Annotated in this window: 18 protein-coding genes; 4 read left to right on the top strand and 14 right to left on the bottom strand. The window is 32.4% G+C overall.

Annotated features, from left to right (window positions below):
* Genes OA93_RS09570 through OA93_RS09560 form a run of 3 tightly spaced genes read right to left on the bottom strand, consistent with a single transcriptional unit; the run spans nucleotide 1 to nucleotide 2,166 of the window.
* Nucleotides 1-855, bottom strand: a complete 855-nt coding sequence (locus tag OA93_RS09570; RefSeq protein WP_039112967.1) for a sulfurtransferase — start codon at nucleotides 853-855, stop codon at nucleotides 1-3.
* Nucleotides 856-883: 28 nt separating this feature from the next.
* Nucleotides 884-1,744, bottom strand: coding sequence for a ThuA domain-containing protein (locus tag OA93_RS09565; RefSeq protein ID WP_205625776.1), 861 nt, complete (start codon nucleotides 1,742-1,744; stop codon nucleotides 884-886).
* Nucleotides 1,745-1,776: 32 nt separating this feature from the next.
* Complete coding sequence (locus OA93_RS09560) at nucleotides 1,777-2,166, bottom strand: DUF1398 family protein (RefSeq protein ID WP_039112966.1); 390 nt, start codon at nucleotides 2,164-2,166, stop codon at nucleotides 1,777-1,779.
* 321 nt (nucleotides 2,167-2,487) lie between these two features.
* Here OA93_RS09560 and OA93_RS09555 point away from each other — a divergent pair, with 321 nt between their 5' ends.
* Complete coding sequence (locus OA93_RS09555; RefSeq protein ID WP_039112965.1) at nucleotides 2,488-3,180, top strand: hypothetical protein; 693 nt, start codon at nucleotides 2,488-2,490, stop codon at nucleotides 3,178-3,180.
* A gap of 3 nt (nucleotides 3,181-3,183) precedes the next feature.
* Here OA93_RS09555 and OA93_RS09550 read toward each other — a convergent pair whose 3' ends face one another.
* The 11 genes from OA93_RS09550 to OA93_RS09500 form a co-directional block, all read right to left on the bottom strand.
* Nucleotides 3,184-4,026 (bottom strand): mechanosensitive ion channel family protein, encoded by an 843-nt coding sequence (locus OA93_RS09550; RefSeq protein WP_039112964.1) that lies wholly within the window; start codon nucleotides 4,024-4,026, stop codon nucleotides 3,184-3,186.
* A gap of 352 nt (nucleotides 4,027-4,378) precedes the next feature.
* Nucleotides 4,379-4,768, bottom strand: a complete 390-nt coding sequence (locus OA93_RS09545) for a GxxExxY protein (RefSeq protein ID WP_039112963.1) — start codon at nucleotides 4,766-4,768, stop codon at nucleotides 4,379-4,381.
* 190 nt (nucleotides 4,769-4,958) lie between these two features.
* A complete protein-coding gene (locus OA93_RS09540) occupies nucleotides 4,959-5,408 on the bottom strand; it encodes a nuclear transport factor 2 family protein (protein ID WP_039112962.1) in 450 nt (149 codons plus the stop codon).
* A gap of 104 nt (nucleotides 5,409-5,512) precedes the next feature.
* Entirely contained in the window at nucleotides 5,513-5,950 is a 438-nt protein-coding gene (locus OA93_RS09535) for an acyl-CoA thioesterase (RefSeq protein WP_039112961.1), read from the bottom strand.
* A 255-nt stretch (nucleotides 5,951-6,205) separates the two neighbouring features.
* A complete protein-coding gene (locus OA93_RS09530) occupies nucleotides 6,206-6,808 on the bottom strand; it encodes a hypothetical protein (protein WP_039112960.1) in 603 nt (200 codons plus the stop codon).
* Nucleotides 6,809-6,961: 153 nt separating this feature from the next.
* Nucleotides 6,962-7,759, bottom strand: a complete 798-nt coding sequence (locus tag OA93_RS24085) for a hypothetical protein (protein WP_052259419.1) — start codon at nucleotides 7,757-7,759, stop codon at nucleotides 6,962-6,964.
* A 56-nt stretch (nucleotides 7,760-7,815) separates the two neighbouring features.
* A complete protein-coding gene (locus OA93_RS09520; protein ID WP_039112959.1) occupies nucleotides 7,816-8,529 on the bottom strand; it encodes a hypothetical protein in 714 nt (237 codons plus the stop codon).
* A gap of 36 nt (nucleotides 8,530-8,565) precedes the next feature.
* Nucleotides 8,566-9,207, bottom strand: a complete 642-nt coding sequence (locus OA93_RS09515) for a hypothetical protein (protein WP_039112958.1) — start codon at nucleotides 9,205-9,207, stop codon at nucleotides 8,566-8,568.
* A 184-nt stretch (nucleotides 9,208-9,391) separates the two neighbouring features.
* Nucleotides 9,392-10,651, bottom strand: coding sequence for a Na+/H+ antiporter (locus OA93_RS09510; RefSeq protein ID WP_039112957.1), 1,260 nt, complete (start codon nucleotides 10,649-10,651; stop codon nucleotides 9,392-9,394).
* 56 nt (nucleotides 10,652-10,707) lie between these two features.
* On the bottom strand, nucleotides 10,708-11,331 hold the full coding sequence (locus OA93_RS09505) for a hypothetical protein (RefSeq protein ID WP_131474471.1): 624 nt from the start codon (nucleotides 11,329-11,331) through the stop codon (nucleotides 10,708-10,710).
* A 47-nt stretch (nucleotides 11,332-11,378) separates the two neighbouring features.
* Nucleotides 11,379-12,116 carry an ATP-grasp domain-containing protein gene (locus tag OA93_RS09500; RefSeq protein WP_039112955.1) on the bottom strand — a complete coding sequence of 246 codons (738 nt, stop codon included), beginning with the start codon at nucleotides 12,114-12,116 and terminating at the stop codon, nucleotides 11,379-11,381.
* 650 nt (nucleotides 12,117-12,766) lie between these two features.
* Between OA93_RS09500 and dnaK the strand changes: the two genes are divergently transcribed.
* The 3 genes from dnaK to OA93_RS09485 all read left to right on the top strand — a co-directional run.
* On the top strand, nucleotides 12,767-14,650 hold the full coding sequence (gene dnaK / locus OA93_RS09495; protein ID WP_039112954.1) for a molecular chaperone DnaK: 1,884 nt from the start codon (nucleotides 12,767-12,769) through the stop codon (nucleotides 14,648-14,650).
* Between the two features lie 376 nt (nucleotides 14,651-15,026).
* Nucleotides 15,027-15,692 (top strand): IS6 family transposase, encoded by a 666-nt coding sequence (locus OA93_RS09490; protein WP_039112953.1) that lies wholly within the window; start codon nucleotides 15,027-15,029, stop codon nucleotides 15,690-15,692.
* A 100-nt stretch (nucleotides 15,693-15,792) separates the two neighbouring features.
* A partial coding sequence (locus OA93_RS09485; RefSeq protein ID WP_039112952.1) for a zeta toxin family protein occupies nucleotides 15,793-16,202 on the top strand: 410 nt, incomplete at its 3' end.

Genomic DNA, 16,202 nt, shown 5'->3' with positions numbered 1-16,202 from the left:
CTATTTTGTTTCGGCAGTAATCATTGGGCGATTATTTCTTGACCATTCGCTCCAGGAACCAACATAAAGTTTAGGAATTGGTAACCCCGCATAATCTATTGCAAGTAGCGTATGACATGCTGTTACGCCCGAACCGCAATGTACAATTACGTTTTCAGGTTTTGTATTGCCTATTATATCTTGATATTTAGCTTTTAAAACTTCTGGAGATAAATAAGTACCATCTTCGTTTAAATTGCTCGTAAAAGGAACATTTGTTGCTCCGGGAATATGTCCTGCAATTAAATCGATAGGTTCTGTTAAGCCATCAAAACGGTCTTTATCCCGAACATCAATGATTATGGTATCTTGGTTCTTGCTTGCTTTGTCAATTTCGGTAATATCTGCCTGAGATAATTCCCAGTTAGAGATTGGATATAATGCTGCTTCGGCAAAAGTTTCAATTCCAGAACTTACAGGAAAACCTGCTTTTACAGCTGCTTGTAAGCCACCATTTATAACCTGTACTTTTTTGTGTCCAATTGCTCTAAGCATCCACCAGAAACGTGCTGCAGCATTCGAACTATTTTTATCATCATATATAATTATATGACTTGATGGCGATATTCCGAGTTTTGATAACACTTCGGAAAATTTTGATAATGAAGGTAATGGATGTCTGCCGCCATTTGCCGCATCAGTAGGAACAGTTGCCAAATCGAGATTTAAATCAACATAACGAGCATTTTGTAAATGAGATGCTTTATAGTTTTCTTTGGCATTGATTCCTGTTCTGGCATCAACAATTACAATATCTGATTTTTGTAAAGCTATTAAATCTTCTGTATTTATGATGGGTGATACTTGTTCTGACATTTTTTTATGAATTAAAAATTAAAAAAAATTAAAGATTTCCTGTATTGCTTTTTAGCCACAATAACGTGTTTATAACCAGCTGACTTTGTGGTTCGTTTTCGAATGTGTACGAAAGCGTTTTATTGGTGTTATTCTCATAATCTATATCATTATGTCCCATATTAAAATAGACCATTTTATACTTCTTATTTGTCCAAACTACGGGATAATAACCACTATGCCATATCTCGCTTGGTTTTGGTCCAGTACCTAAAGGAAAACTAGTATCATCTATTGCTAAGAGTATATTGATATCAGGATTATCCCTAAGGTCATTTTGCCATTTGTACCATTCGTTTGACGATGATTTAAATGTTTGAGGAACATCTTTGGTTATAATAAATTTGCTTTCAAGTCGTAGTATTGCCGATGTTGGTTTCCATGTATTGCTTCCGTATTCGCCAGATCCTAAAAATTGATTGTGGTACCAATCCCAGTTTTGTGGGTATTGAGAATCGTTTAAGGCAAATGCAGCAAAGTGAAACCCAATCCATGCACCACCATTTTCCATATACTTTTTAAACGCTTCTCTTTGCTTGGTTTCTTCGGGACGAGTATCCAAGAATATAACGACCTGATATTTTGCTAAGAACTTAGCATTTAGATTATCCCAATTATTGGTTGAATCATATTCAAAATTATATTTCTCTGCCATCTTAGGAAACCATTTGTTGGCTTCATGCACAAAACTGATATGAGCTTGGTCATTTTTGGCAGTATAAAATGCAATTACCTTAAATTTTGAATTGCTTTTACTGTTTTGAGAAAATCCTGAAAAAGCAGTTATAAAAAGTAATAACAACATACTTTTTTGGGCAATCGAATAGATTTTTTGACCAGAAAATAGCATTGAATAAATTTTGAATTGATGATTTTATTTAATTAATCAGGAATCTTTTCTATTAATATTTCATTTCCAGATTTATCGTAGTACGTACAAGTCATTTCGATAATATCTACTCTCCATTTAGCAATTCCACATTCTCCTGCTTGTTTGCAAAATGTTATATAATCTGTTTGTCCGTCTTGGTGTTGTAATAAGAATTCTAAAAAACGTTCTTTATTAACATTTGATGTTACTTTAATTTCATCGTATTTATCATCAGTGGCAACTCTATAATTGTTTACACCATAATATTCTACAGTACCATCATTTACATTGGTGTCATATCCTTTTACTCCTAAGATTATTAAATCTTGAATATAATTAGGAAAATCAGCTCCAGTTTTCACTTTTGAGTGTGCTTCTTTAATTTGCTCTATTGTAAACATATTAATTTGTATTGATGTTAGAATTATTTATTGTTTCAAAAATACGATTAATGGCAATACGTTTTCTTTTTATGAAAACAAAAAATTGCATAGCAGATGTGCAGAGATAATTGTTTTATAATTTATGGTTAAGATGTTACTTTAAGAATATCCTCGTTTTGAGAATATGTAAGTATGTGTTTGATTGTTAATATTTTGTAAGATATAATTGTAAAAATATTGCATTTTGACGAATAATGATGCACTTCATAGGACTTCTTTTATTAACAAGAAAAATATATGTAAATTAGATATATAATGTTGTAAGCTAAAACTGGAATTATGAAAATAACTATACTTTTACTCTTATTTGTTATGCCCACATTTGCTCAAGAAGTCAATACATTTGATTTTGCAGTTATAAACTCGACTTTAATATCGCCAAATATCGATCTTGATAAAGGGCGAAGCGTTGTTGCGGGGAATAACAACGAATATTCAACTTATTTTCAATATGCTTTTGGAATGCGTTCGGATGATATCATTCTTGGAGCTGGAATTGATAAATCAGAAATTGACCGAACTTACATAGGTTATGTTGGTAAAATATTTGAGAATTTCAGAGCAACAATTGGTGTTGGTTATGTAGAATCGCGCAGTGGTTATGATGGAACATTTACTGGGCTTAATATTTCCTGGCATCCAAAAAATAATACTTTTATTGGTGGAAGTTTAGAAAATTTGCATTCTACAAGTGTTGACTATGAAACAGATGAAAGTTTTGATTATTATCAAAAAATGGCTCCAAAAGTATTTGCAAGCTACGAAATTGTTCCTAGAATAATAGCCTTCGGGCAATTGAGCAGTCGGGTTAATGATATTGCATTAAAATATCAGATTGACCGTTTTTCTCTTGGAGGATTTTACTCGGGTCATGGAGTTGAGGGTATTTTTGGAACCTTAAATATTGGGAGATTTGCTCTTTCATGCAGTACAACTTTTGATAAAGTAAATTTCGGACTGAAGTTTCAGTAATAACTAGAGTTCTTTTTTTAGCGTAACAACTTGTTGTGGGAATGGAATTTCTATTTTATCGGCATCAAAACGATTTTTTATACTGTGTAATAAATCGCAATACATAACAAAACCATCGGTCGCATCTTTGGCCCAAGCCCAAACTTTTAAGTTTACGCTCGAATCGTTAAGCGCCACAACTCTTGCTACAACTAGTGGAGCATTATTTTTTTTGTTTGCAGCAGTTCGTGTATCTATAAAAAGAGGATGTTTAGCAACTTCATCTTTCATTATCGCTAAGGCTTTATCAATATCTGAGTCGTAACCTATTCCTATTTCGATTATTTTGCAGCATTTAGAATCATTCATATTTGTGTTTAGAATAATCTGATTGCTTATAACGGAGTTTGGAATAATAATACGGTTGTTTTCCATGTCTTTTAAAACCACTTGTCTTAAATTGATATCTTCGACTACACCGCTAAAATTATTGATTGTTATTTTATCATTTATCTTGAAAGGTTTAAAAATCACTAAGAATATCCCGCTCATAATATTACTTAAAGCTTGTTGCGAAGCAAGTCCTGCAATAACCGAAAGTACTCCTGCACCAGCAAGTAATGAATGTCCTATGAGTTTAAATTCTGGAATTTGTATTAATGCAAATGCAATCCCTAGAATATAAACTATAGTGATTACTAAATGTTTCAAGAATTTATATCCTGTACTATCAAAATCGTTAACGCCTAATCGGCGGCGAATAAAACGAATAAAAAGCTTATCGATAATAGTAGCCAATAGGATTGTTATAATCAGTATTATTACTATAGCAACAATTAATCTAAAGTCTTTTAAAAGGTTTATCATTGGTTGATTTTTTTACCACTAAGGTATTAAGTGTCATTAAGTAGTGAAAGCTTAATTTTCTTGATATCTGAATGGCTAAAGTTTTATTGTATGTTTCTAATGGAAACACAAATTTAATTAAATTCAGAGAAATTGGAAGCTTTTAATTCGCTCCAATCTTCTTTAATAATGCTATAATAAACATCGTCTTTGCTTTTTCCGTCAGCATCGATATAATTATTTCGAAAAACACCTTCTTTTTTATGTTTGATAGCGTGTTTGGACGCGGATTATACGGATTTGCTAAAGCGAAGACGCGGATAAAAACGGATTTATTATTTTGATGCGTGTTAAAAGATGAATAAAATGGATTTTATTGTTTTGCTTTTCTGGTATTTTCGAAAATTTTTCTTTTAAATTCAGGTTTTTTTCCAAAGTTTAAAAGTAATCCTACCTCGCAGTTTGTGCCTCTTAAATAATTTAGAACTTGATTTTCAAAATCTTTTACTAAACAATCAGCAGCTTTTAGTTCTAATATAATTAAATCTTCTACAATTAAGTCAGCATAATATTCTCCAACTTCTATTCCTTTGTAATAAACACTAATTTTCTTCTGAGCTTCAACTTTAAATCCTTTGTTTTTTAATTCTAAATACAAAGAATTTTGATAAACTTTCTCCAAAAAGCCATGTCCCAATTCATTATAAACTTCATAAAAAGTTTTAATTATGGAATCTGTTAACTGTTGATGCAGTAATTTCATGTTTTAATAAATTCGCTATTATTTGAATGAAATATAGTACGAATTTATTAATTGTAAGATTTAAAAATGAAATTTTTAAAAAGAGATTATGTAAGTTTTATATAACAATCATATTCATATAAAATCTGTTTTTATCCGCGTTTTTGCTTCAGCAAATCCGCATCATCCGCGTTACTTTTTTAGACAATCTTTATTCTTGATCTTCGAAGTTGTCGTAGTACGTGAAATCCTTGGTTATTAGTCCGTTTTCGATGGTAAAGATGGTACAAATTGGTAATTCGAAAGTCGAATCATCTTCAGCTGTTCCGCTAGAAACAAATTCTATGATTACGTGTTTTTCTCCTGATGGATATACTTGAATCACTTTATCTTTTAAGTCTGGAAAAATCTGGTTTAACTCGCTGTATTTTTTTTCTATCTCTGCACGAGTTTGTTTTACAATTCCAGGCCCTAAAGACGGGTCTTTAAACTCGGCGGTTGGAATATACATTTCGGACATTTTTTTCCAATCGTGATTGTTGAAATGGGTAAAATACTGTTTGACTAATTCGGTGTTTTTAGAATCCATATTTTGTGGGTTTTGGTTGTTACATGATATTAATGATACAATTGTTATTAGAACTATGATTACTTTTTTCATAATTATGTTTTTTTAAATTGTTATTATTTTACAAAGAACCTTATAATAATTCCACACAAAATATGGACTTACCTATGCGTATTGATGAGGTATTATTAGGGAGTTTAAAGCCCTACAAAGTCTTCACTTTTCGGGAAGATACTCAATGCTTCTATTGCGATTGATGGAGTAGGAGAAGCTAGTTTTCTTAGTTTGGTGTCCATCCATGCACCATCGACAGTAATGGTTGCACAAAGTTTTCCTTCTTCATTGATAAATTCATGTATAATTGACCAGCGTGATCCATCAGGTTTCATCTTTGATGTTTTGGTATGGATGAATATTTTATCCGAAAGTTTTATTTCTTTTCTAAAAATACATTCTTCTCTAAAAAGCACAGGACCAAAGCTTTGTTGTTGCATTACTTTTAAAGTCAAGCCTAGTTGTTCTAAAATTTCGATACGGTGTTGTGCTCCAAAATCATAATAAGCACTATGGCGTAAGTGAAAATTAGGGTCTAGATCAGACCAACGGAAAGACAATTCTTTGCTAAATGAAACCATTTTAATTCTATATTTATAGTTATTTACGATGTATTGCTAATAATCAATCGATTATTTGAGGAAATACAATTTTTTTGAGAATCGAAAATACGAATAAAAATTGAATAGCTATTGCTATGGTAGTTAAAGTATAATTAAAGGAAAATGATTTTGTGATATTATTTTAAGAGCTGTTTATTGCTAATACTAAACAGTTTTTTGTCACAAATTGTACGAATTTCTACGAATTAATTTTATTAATGTAGTATTCTGTTTTTAGTAAAATTCGGTAGTAAATGGTTTGAAATCCTGTAATTTTGGCAAAGGGCGTATTAGGATTTTCTTTTGGCTTTTGGTAGGTTTTTCATTGCTATCATCGTAACGCTCGTTTGTGCTTACTCGTATTCCGGTTGATAAATTAAAATCGACCATTCCCATTGTTCCTTGTCCATCTGAATATACTTCTGAAAAACCGATTAATTCGAAATTAGTATTCTGATAGCGAAATTTATGTTCGAAATTGCCTCTTGTTAGCTCGTTTTTAATAGTTAAGATTCCTTTTTCGATAGTGATATCATAAAAAGAATTCCCATTGTAATATCCATTTTTGCCTTCTGGATATTGTGGGTCAATGGCTTTTATTGTTGAAACTATTAACTTAAAAGTACCGTTGGGTTGAGCAAAGAATATGCTTAGTTTATAAGGAGCTTTTGGGTTTATGGTATCTTGAGTAACTACAACCAAATCGGGTAAATTATCTTTGTTTAAATCTCCTTTTACTTTTTTTATTTGAACAACATAGTTATCTTTTTGACTCCTTTTTTGAGCTATCAATGATGATGAAATGAAAATAAAAAGAAGTAATACTATTTTGTTCATAGTGTTTTTGTAGAATGGTTTTATTGTAATAACCTGTTGGTTGAGATTAGTTTAAACAAATAGAAACATAAATATTTATCTATGTTTCTATTTGTAAATGTCATTTTTGCGAGTTATACTCAACGGTTTATAGTAAAAATGTTCTCGAATTATTTATGGTTCGTCACACTCTGAAGTTACTTTTATAAACAGTTTGGCAAATTCTTTTGCCATAGTACCATCATCATTTATCTTGAATGTTGCGGCATTAGCGCAATTCCACCAGCCATAGGTCATTAATTCTATTTTAGCATTTAGAACTCTGTCTTTAGAATTGTATTTCTCCAGATGTCTTTTCATAAAATCTTCTGGACTACCATTATTCTTTTTTTGCTTTTCAGCCAAATTATTCCAGGTTTTCAGCATTAAAATGGAATCATTAGAAGTTAATGCTTTTGTATATTCTGTACAATTTTTAGAGAATCGATTGTTAAGTAAGACTGAAGGATTGGAATAGGCCTCGATAGCTATTCTTGTTAGTTCGTATGTGTCCTTTAATTCATGTAACTTCTCCGCTTTTATTTTTTCCCAATACGGTGATGAAATCATTTTTTTGTTATAAAAAGCTTTTTTCTCATTGTATTCTGCGGTTAAATCAGAAAGGCTTAGTTTATCGATTTCGGCTTGAGAACTCGGGCTTGAATTGGTACTTAAACTGCCGCCTGAATTAGAAAACCATAAATCGTAGGTGTTCTTTAATTCTTCTTCGGTGTATTTTTCTGAGTCATATGTTCCTGTATTGGCACATAGTTCGGTATCCCATTTAAAAACGGCAGTTTTGCCGCTAGTGGTACTGTTTTCTGTAGTAGAGGTTGTGGTTTCTTGTTCTGTTTCTTCTGTTTGTTTTTTTTGCTTATCGGAGCAAGATAATAAGAGTATTGAACTTAAGAATAATAATAGGGTTTGTTTCATTGGGTAATAATTAAATATAAAACTTGGCTTTTAATAATTCGAATTTAATACTATTTTTAATATCCTTTATCATTATAGATATTGAATTTTTCAAACGAAACTTCTCCAAAGTCTTTTACTGTTTTTAGTTTCTCATAATCAACAACTAAGGCTTCGGCATTTTTATCATTACCGTCATTAAGTTTGTAGTTTATATAATGGTCTTTGTACAGAAACCAATTGTTTTTGACTTTATTATATTTAAATGTAGTAACATTTTCCCAATGATGTCCTCCTGAAACGCCATGTTCTATAGAGAAATAACCATTTTTTATTGTTATTCCTGTAAATGGATCTCCAAAAAGTCCGCCGCAATCTATGCAATACACGGCATTATCATTTTGATACGCTAGTTTGTAAGTACCGTCTTTTTGACCTAACAAGATAAGTAATGGTCTTTTATCGGGTTTGTTTTCGGCATAGTTAGATGTAGATGCTTCGCTGGTTTTGCGTAAGACTAAGATAGCATCGGTATATGGGTCAAAATTAAGATTTCCTGATTCTATGCTTATAACACTATATTCTTTTGGCACAAAAGCTTTTAAATCTTGATCTAAACTATCAATGGAGTCATTAAAAGTTTGATGCTTTTCTATCGAATCGGATTTAATTTCTTCTTTTTGAATAGAGTCAGTGTTATTCTCTAACTTATCGATTGTTTTTTCTTTTGTGGCGTGATTGCAAGAGAAAAGTAATATTGATGCTAGTAGGAGGTATGCGGTATTTTTCATTGTTTTATCAATGTTTTTTATAAAATGACTATTGTTTTATTTTTTCTTGATTTCTTGGGCTATTTTAAGAATGTCCCACCATTTTTTCTCAGAGCTTGGTTTTGGATTGTCTAAAATAGTTTCTCCGTTAAAGTCTAAAATGTATTCATTTGATTCGAAGTCGAATAAATGAATTTGATTATTTTCTATACTAAATTCTGTTTTCCCTTCTTGATTTACCCAGATATTTCTCCCTCCAAAACTCCATATTATCTCTCCGCTCTTGGTTATTCTTTTGATGTCGAGTTCTCCGTGGATAATAAAATCATCTTCGACTTTATGAATTGAAAAATTGGTTATAAAATCTATTTCTTTGCGCCATATTAAATCTAATGTTGGAATTTCAAGACAATATACTTTGTTGCAAACGCAAATCCAGATTTTGTCTTCTTCGATTACAAATGATTTTTCGGTTATTGCTGTTGCTCCACCGCTTTCGCAAATTATGGCACTTGCAATTTCATTATCGGATTCTTTAATAATAATTCCGCATTTACTTGTTGGGTAAAACCGATCTTCATTATTTTTTCCAGGAAAGAAAACTGTATCGTAAACTTTTAAATTATCAGCCGAGTTTATCGTGTAATTGCTGTCGTTTATGACTTCGATTTGATAATTTTTATAGTTAAGTTTTACCATTTATTATTTTATTGCTAAGGTAGTTGTTTACAAATTTAAATGCTTTATCTAAATTAATTAAAATATATAAGCTGTCACAAAATTCTTAGACCTGATAATAGCGACATCCTTTTTCTGGCTTTTTTAGACAGGAAAAGATATAGCGTCCCGAAGTTTCGGGAGCAGGATTAGCTCCTGAAAATAATTATTCCTTTTTTGGATTAAGTTTTTTAACTATCCACGGTAATGTAAGTCCTTGCCCGATGAGAGTTAGTAATACTACTGCAACGGATATGAATATTATTGCGCTTCGTTGGGGAAATGGACTTCCGTCTTCGAGTGTTTTGGGTAATCCCATGGCAATGGCTAGCGAAACAATACCGCGCATTCCAGACCAACTTATTATGAAACTATTCTTGGAATCCAGAAGTGTGTGCTCGCTAACTTTTCTTTTTTTCGTGTCATTTTTTTGAAATGCTTTCTGAAGTTTTATTTTCTGAAGAAATACCCTTGTCATTCGTATCAATAATGCTACAATTGTTATTATTACTGCATAACCAATATAAGGTAGTATAAGACTGTTGTCGATATTTTTTAGGATGTACGGAAAATTGAGTCCGATTAGGATAAAGATTAATCCGTTTAGGAGGAAGATAATAATATCCCATAATCCTTTGGATTGGTTCTTTAAACTTTCGGGGAAAATCTTGTTGCTAAAACGTGCTATTGCTAGTCCTAATATTACTACGGCGATAACTCCTGAAACATGCAGGTGTTCGGCAACCAAATAGGTTACAAAAGGCATAAGGAGCATGAAGCTTATTGTGACTATTGGGTTTTTATGTACTCTCTGGAGTACAAACGCTAAAATTTTTCCCATTGTAAAACCTACCAGAAATCCACCTCCTAATAATAGTATAAATTGTAATGTTGCTTCCCATATTACAAATGAATATCCTAATGCTGCTGCAACTGCAAAGCGATATGCTACTAATGCTGAAGCATCGTTAATAAGGCTTTCGCCTTCTAGGATTGTTATGGTTTTGTGTGATAGTCCTAATCCTTTGGTAATGCTCATGGCAGCAACAGCATCGGTTGCAGAGAGTATGGAGCCTAATACAAATGCTAGTGGCCATGTCATTCCTGGTATCATATAACGCGCTACTACGGCTATCCAAAACGTGGTAAGAAATACTAAAGGTATTGCTAGTGTGCCTATTGTACTAAGATTGGTCTTAAAATCTTTTGGGGAAATATTAAATGAGGCGTCGTATAATAATGGTGGCAGGAAGAGTAGGAAGATTATCTCGGGATTAATTTCTATCTCAGGAATTCCGGGAATAAATCCTATGGCTATACCTACGATTACCAGTAAGATAGGGTAGGGCAATTTTATTTGTTCTGCAAGTACCGAAAGCCCTATTACTATTGCGAGTATAAATATGATGATGCTGTAATTTTCCATTTACGTAATTTTGAAAAATGCTAATGTAATATTGCTGTATTTGTTTTTTGATTATTTTAACTTGTTGGAAAACATTCTATTAGTAAAGTGTTTCCATTCTTCCATTTTATCCATCCTGATTTTATTTCACTTCTTACGTCATCACATTCAGATGTGAAAATCTGAATCCAATCGCCTTTCATCGATTTAACCTGAAAACACTCTTCTCCTAAATATTTAATTGTTCCGGAATTTGTATTTGGCAATTTATAAATTTTGTCAGCTTTCGATTTTCTTGAAATTCTAAACATATCCTGAAGGTACTTTTCCCAATCTCTAAATTCGGTATTTTTACTTTTCTTAATCCAGAGTGATTTTCCAGACTCATTGTCTACAATTATCTTAAACCAGTCTTTTTCTTGTTTCTCGCAGCGGAAAATAAAGAAGTTATAATCTAACCATAGTATTTCTGGTTTTAACCATTTTTGTTGATTTTTGAGATCTTGAATGTTCCAGCTGTTGATCGTTTCATCATTAAAAAAACGAATTGTTTTTATAGGTTGTTTATCATTAATTGAAGAATAAAAGGGCAAAACTGTTTTGTCATTAAATTTAATAGCAATTAAACCAATTCCTAAATTGGTTTGTGCAAATGCCGAAATAGACAAAGTCAAAAAGAGTAAAGTTAGTTTTAGTTTCATTTTTTTGTGGGTTAATATTCCGAATCTACTTGTTGGTAATCGTATTTTTAAAATCGAGTATAATCTTTTGTTTTTGTTAACTCTGACCATCTTGCAGATAAAAACTTAGCATAATTTGTAGGGCTTATTCCATAAGTTCCCAACGAATGTCCATCATTTATTTCGACTAATTTCATAGTGTCATTTTCATCTATACCAAAATCTAAAGCGTATGAAGCTGGAGCACTTTTAAAATCTTTAACAGCATTTTCAATTATAGACAAGTCGAGTTTAGAATCCCAAGCACCTTTATACTGTCTAATATCTAAAATTTGACCGTATCTTATAAAACATCTCCATTCAGTTTTAAAATTTACTATTTCAGAACACCAAATTTGCGTTGGATTGTCGTTGTCAACAATTCCAATAAAGTCTTTATAATCCTTAACGACTTTTCCTGCAAACTTTTTGGTGTCTTTTTTTGGTTTTATAAAAACATTCCAATTTTTTTCGTCTGCAAATATTTCTTCAATTGTAGAAACCCAAACCTTCCTGCCTAAATATTTTTCTAATTCTTGAGGATAATCTATTTCATTTGTAGGGCGCTCTATTCCGAATTTTTCCAATCGTTTTCTCACGTTTCCAATACCGCCAACAACTAAACTTTCGGGGTTGTTGTCTGTGATGTCATCTATTAAAAAGTATTTTTTTGTTTCCCAACCTAAAGATTGAAAGCCTTCATTGGCAACATAAGCGTTTACATTGTAGTAGTTTCCGGATTTGTCTGTTTGAATGTATGCTTTCATTGAATGTTCTTATCTGTTACTATTTTGGAAAGTATTTTTAATCTAGAACAGCAGTTGTTCATCAATTCTATTTGTTTTGTTGCTGTTCCTGTGAATATAAGTAATTTAAAAATGGTGCTAATGTAGCTATTTCCTTAAAATTATTTAAATCCTGTAGGGTATTATGCTATTAGATTATGCTAATTTTTTTTTGATAATAAAGTTAAGATTAAGTTTCGTATCGGTTATGTTTTTTTATCGTGACCTTAAAATTCATTGTCTTTTGGATATTTATGTTTAAATTTATGTTTTTAATAACTTTTTGAAATATAGTATTTTATATAAGATTTGTAATTTTATATTTTTAGGGAAGTATTAAAGTAGGGTAGCGTAATGGTTGTTCTAGCCCTGATGGAAACGGCATCCTTTTTCTGGCTCCTTTAGACAGAAAAAGATATAGTGTACAGCAGGAATAGCTCCTGATAATGACATTGTATATTGGGTTGTGACGTAAATGTCAGTAGGAAAAAATGTCATGTTGTCATATAATATTTGGTGTGCCAGTATGGAAAACTGACAATTTATATGGTTTTTTTGTATTGGCACAAAGATTGACTTAAGCACCATGAGTTGTTAAAATAAGTATACATCAAAATTAAATATATAAAAAAATGGGTAAAATAATCGGAATTGATTTAGGGACTACGAACTCTTGTGTTTCTGTAATGGAAGGTAACGAAGCAGTTGTTATTCCTAACGCAGAAGGAAAAAGAACAACGCCATCTATCATCGCTTTTGTTGAAGGTGGAGAAATTAAAGTGGGTGATCCTGCAAAAAGACAAGCGGTAACGAATCCTACAAAAACGATTGCTTCTATTAAACGTTTTATGGGACACACTTTTGCTGAGACTACAAACGAAGCAAAAAGAGTATCTTACAAAGTAGTAAAAGGTGACAACAATACTCCACGTGTGGATATTGATGGTCGTTTATATACTGCTCAAGAATTGTCTGCAATGACTCTTCAAAAAATGAAAAAAACTGCTGAAGACTATTTAGGTCAAACTGTAACTGAAGCGGTTATTACTGTTCCTGCTTACTTTAATGATGCACAACGTCAAGCTACGAAAGAAGCTGGTGAAATTGCAGGTCTTAAAGTTATGCGTATCATCAATGAGCCTACAGCAGCAGCTTTGGCTTACGGATTAGATAAAAAAGGAACTGATCAAAAAATTGCTGTTTACGATTTAGGTGGAGGTACATTTGATATCTCTGTTCTTGAATTAGGAGACGGAGTTTTTGAAGTATTATCTACAAACGGTGATACTCACTTAGGTGGAGATGATTTTGACCACGAAATTATTGACTGGTTAGCTGACGAATTTAAAGCTGAAGAAGGTATTGACTTACGTCTTGACCCAATGTCATTACAGCGTTTGAAAGAAGCTGCTGAGAAAGCAAAAATTGAATTGTCTTCTTCTTCTGAAACTGAAATCAACTTGCCATACGTAACTGCTACGGCTTCTGGACCAAAACACTTAGTGAAAAAATTGTCTAGAGCTCAGTTCGAAAAATTAACTGATTCATTAGTTAAACGTTCTATGGAGCCAGTTGCTAAAGCATTAAAAGATGCAGGTTTAACTACTGCTGATATCGACGAAGTTATTCTTGTAGGAGGTTCTACTCGTATGCCAAGAATCGCTGACGAAGTTGAAAAATTCTTTGGTAAAAAAGCATCTAAAGGTGTTAACCCTGATGAGGTTGTTGCAATTGGAGCAGCTATTCAAGGTGGAGTTTTATCTGGAGATGTAAAAGATGTATTGTTACTTGACGTTACACCTTTATCTTTAGGTATCGAAACTATGGGTGGTGTATTGACTAAATTAATTGAGTCTAATACTACTATTCCAACTAAAAAATCTCAAGTTTTCTCTACTGCTGCTGATTCTCAACCATCTGTTGAAATTCATGTATTGCAAGGAGAAAGAGCGATGGCTGCTGATAACAAAACTATCGGTCGTTTTCACTTAGATGGTATTCCACCAGCACCAAGAGGAGTTCCTCAAATCGAGGTTACTTTTGATATCGATGCTAATGGTATCATCAAAGTTTCTGCAACTGATAAAGGAACAGGAAAATCTCATGATATCCGTATCGAAGCTTCTTCTGGATTAACAGCTGAAGAAATCGAAAAAATGAAAAAAGATGCTGAAGCTAACGCTGACGCTGATAAAATAGCAAAAGAAAGAGCTGAGAAATTAAACGAAGCTGACAGCATGATTTTCCAAACTGAAACTCAATTAAAAGAGTTAGGAAGCAAATTAGCTGACGATCATAAAGTTGCTGTTGAGTACGCTTTAACTGAATTGAGAATGGCTCACCAATCTCAAGACATTCCAGCTATTCAAACTGCTCTTGACAACATTAATGCAGCTTGGAAAACAGCTACAGAAGCAATGTACGCTCAAGGTGAACAAGGTCAACAAGCTGCTCCACAACAAGAGCAAGCTCAAGGAGACAATGTTGAAGACGTTGAATTCGAAGAAGTCAAATAATTACTGATTAACATCAGTTAATAATAAGTGTTAAACCGCTGTAAACGTAAAGTTTACAGCGGTTTTTCTTTTTTATGCATTTTTGTTTCTGCTCTTTTTTAATCGTTTTTTATCATATATTTGTACCATATTTGTACCGGCACTTAAAAGGAGACGAAGTGGCACTTATGTCTACTTATGGTACCTTAATGAGGAGACAAAGATGATGAAAAGAATAAATAAACAATGTCTTAACTGCGGGGAGGAATTTCTGCCTAAAACTGTGGCTTCTGTTTACTGCTCACATTTATGCAGTAAAAAAGCATACAAACAGAAGATACGGTTCTGTCGCATCTGGGAATAACTTTTATCTTTAGAATTTTAAACCGATCAAAAGATGAATACTAAAGGTCATTGTTATCCAAAATATATAATTCTTCAGGCAGTATATTTCAAGCTAAGATTTACACTTAGTTACCGTGATGTTGAGGAAATAATGAAAATTAGAGGAGTGCTTGTGGATCATGCTACGATTCAGCGCTGGGTTTATAAGTTTACACCTTTGCTTGAGTCAGCGATGAAGAAGAGAAAAGGTAGCGTGGGAGGGAGCTGGAGATTAGATGAGACCTATATCAAAGTAAATGGTATTTGGTGTTATTTATATAGAGCAGTAGATAAATTAGGCAATACAGTAGACTTTCTTTTGACCAGAAAAAGACAGAGAATGAGTGCGCAGTCATTTCTAATTAAAGCAATTAGTGATAACTACAGGCCAAGAGTAATAAACATTGATAAAAGTGGTTCTAATACTGCCCCTATCAAAGTCTATAACAAGCGTTTATGCTCAAAGATTAAAATCCGGCAGTGTAAATATCTCAACAATATTGTAGAACAGGACCATCGATTTATAAAATGGCGAATACAAAACGGGTTAGGTTTTAAAAGTTTTGAATCGGCTAGGCGAACATTGAGTGGAATTGAAGTTGTGCATATGCTTAGAAAGAATCAGATGGTCAAACCAGGGAAATCTATGTTTAAATCATTCTGTAAACTGGCATGCTAAATTTTAAATCACTTAAATTCTTATATTTGATTCTGATAGATGCGACAGAACCTAATATAAACTATTTATATTAAATGTGAAATTGCTTATCTTTGCTCAAATGAGTAAAAATCTTTATATAATAGCAGGGTGTAATGGAGCAGGTAAAACAACCGCTTCATTTACAATACTTCCAGAAATATTAAATTGTAAGGAGTTTGTAAATGCAGATGAGATTGCGAAAGGTCTATCACCCTTTCAGCCAGAAAAAGTTGCTTTTGAAGCTGGCAGAATAATGTTACATAGGATAAATGAGCTATTATCTAACAATGAAGTATTTGCTTTTGAGACAACATTAGCCACAAAAAGTTATAAATCAAAAGTAATTCTGGCGCAGGAAAAAGGATATAAGGTTATACTTTTGTTTTTTTGGCTTCAAGATGTTAATCTGGCTATTGAACGAGTAAGAACCAGAGTCCAGGAAGGTGGTCATAATATTGAAAATGATGTTATCAGACGCCGATATGCCAA

This window comes from Flavobacterium sp. KMS (assembly GCF_000813005.1).
In the GTDB taxonomy this organism is placed as follows: Bacteria; Bacteroidota; Bacteroidia; order Flavobacteriales; family Flavobacteriaceae; genus Flavobacterium.
Note: the sequence above shows the minus strand (reverse complement) of the source record. Positions and strands in the feature narration are given on the sequence as shown.

Excerpts from the sequence above, each read along its gene's own strand:
- OA93_RS09570 (WP_039112967.1), bottom strand. The coding sequence starts at position 855 with ATGTCAGAACAAGTATCACCCATCATAAATACAGAAGATTTAATAGCT.
- OA93_RS09565 (WP_205625776.1), bottom strand. The coding sequence starts at position 1,744 with ATGCTATTTTCTGGTCAAAAAATCTATTCGATTGCCCAAAAAAGTATG.
- OA93_RS09560 (WP_039112966.1), bottom strand. The coding sequence starts at position 2,166 with ATGTTTACAATAGAGCAAATTAAAGAAGCACACTCAAAAGTGAAAACT.
- OA93_RS09555 (WP_039112965.1), top strand. The coding sequence starts at position 2,488 with ATGAAAATAACTATACTTTTACTCTTATTTGTTATGCCCACATTTGCT.
- OA93_RS09550 (WP_039112964.1), bottom strand. The coding sequence starts at position 4,026 with ATGATAAACCTTTTAAAAGACTTTAGATTAATTGTTGCTATAGTAATA.
- OA93_RS09545 (WP_039112963.1), bottom strand. The coding sequence starts at position 4,768 with ATGAAATTACTGCATCAACAGTTAACAGATTCCATAATTAAAACTTTT.
- OA93_RS09540 (WP_039112962.1), bottom strand. The coding sequence starts at position 5,408 with ATGAAAAAAGTAATCATAGTTCTAATAACAATTGTATCATTAATATCA.
- OA93_RS09535 (WP_039112961.1), bottom strand. The coding sequence starts at position 5,950 with ATGGTTTCATTTAGCAAAGAATTGTCTTTCCGTTGGTCTGATCTAGAC.
- OA93_RS09530 (WP_039112960.1), bottom strand. The coding sequence starts at position 6,808 with ATGAACAAAATAGTATTACTTCTTTTTATTTTCATTTCATCATCATTG.
- OA93_RS24085 (WP_052259419.1), bottom strand. The coding sequence starts at position 7,759 with ATGAAACAAACCCTATTATTATTCTTAAGTTCAATACTCTTATTATCT.
- OA93_RS09520 (WP_039112959.1), bottom strand. The coding sequence starts at position 8,529 with ATGAAAAATACCGCATACCTCCTACTAGCATCAATATTACTTTTCTCT.
- OA93_RS09515 (WP_039112958.1), bottom strand. The coding sequence starts at position 9,207 with ATGGTAAAACTTAACTATAAAAATTATCAAATCGAAGTCATAAACGAC.
- OA93_RS09510 (WP_039112957.1), bottom strand. The coding sequence starts at position 10,651 with ATGGAAAATTACAGCATCATCATATTTATACTCGCAATAGTAATAGGG.
- OA93_RS09505 (WP_131474471.1), bottom strand. The coding sequence starts at position 11,331 with ATGAAACTAAAACTAACTTTACTCTTTTTGACTTTGTCTATTTCGGCA.
- OA93_RS09500 (WP_039112955.1), bottom strand. The coding sequence starts at position 12,116 with ATGAAAGCATACATTCAAACAGACAAATCCGGAAACTACTACAATGTA.
- dnaK (WP_039112954.1), top strand. The coding sequence starts at position 12,767 with ATGGGTAAAATAATCGGAATTGATTTAGGGACTACGAACTCTTGTGTT.
- OA93_RS09490 (WP_039112953.1), top strand. The coding sequence starts at position 15,027 with ATGAATACTAAAGGTCATTGTTATCCAAAATATATAATTCTTCAGGCA.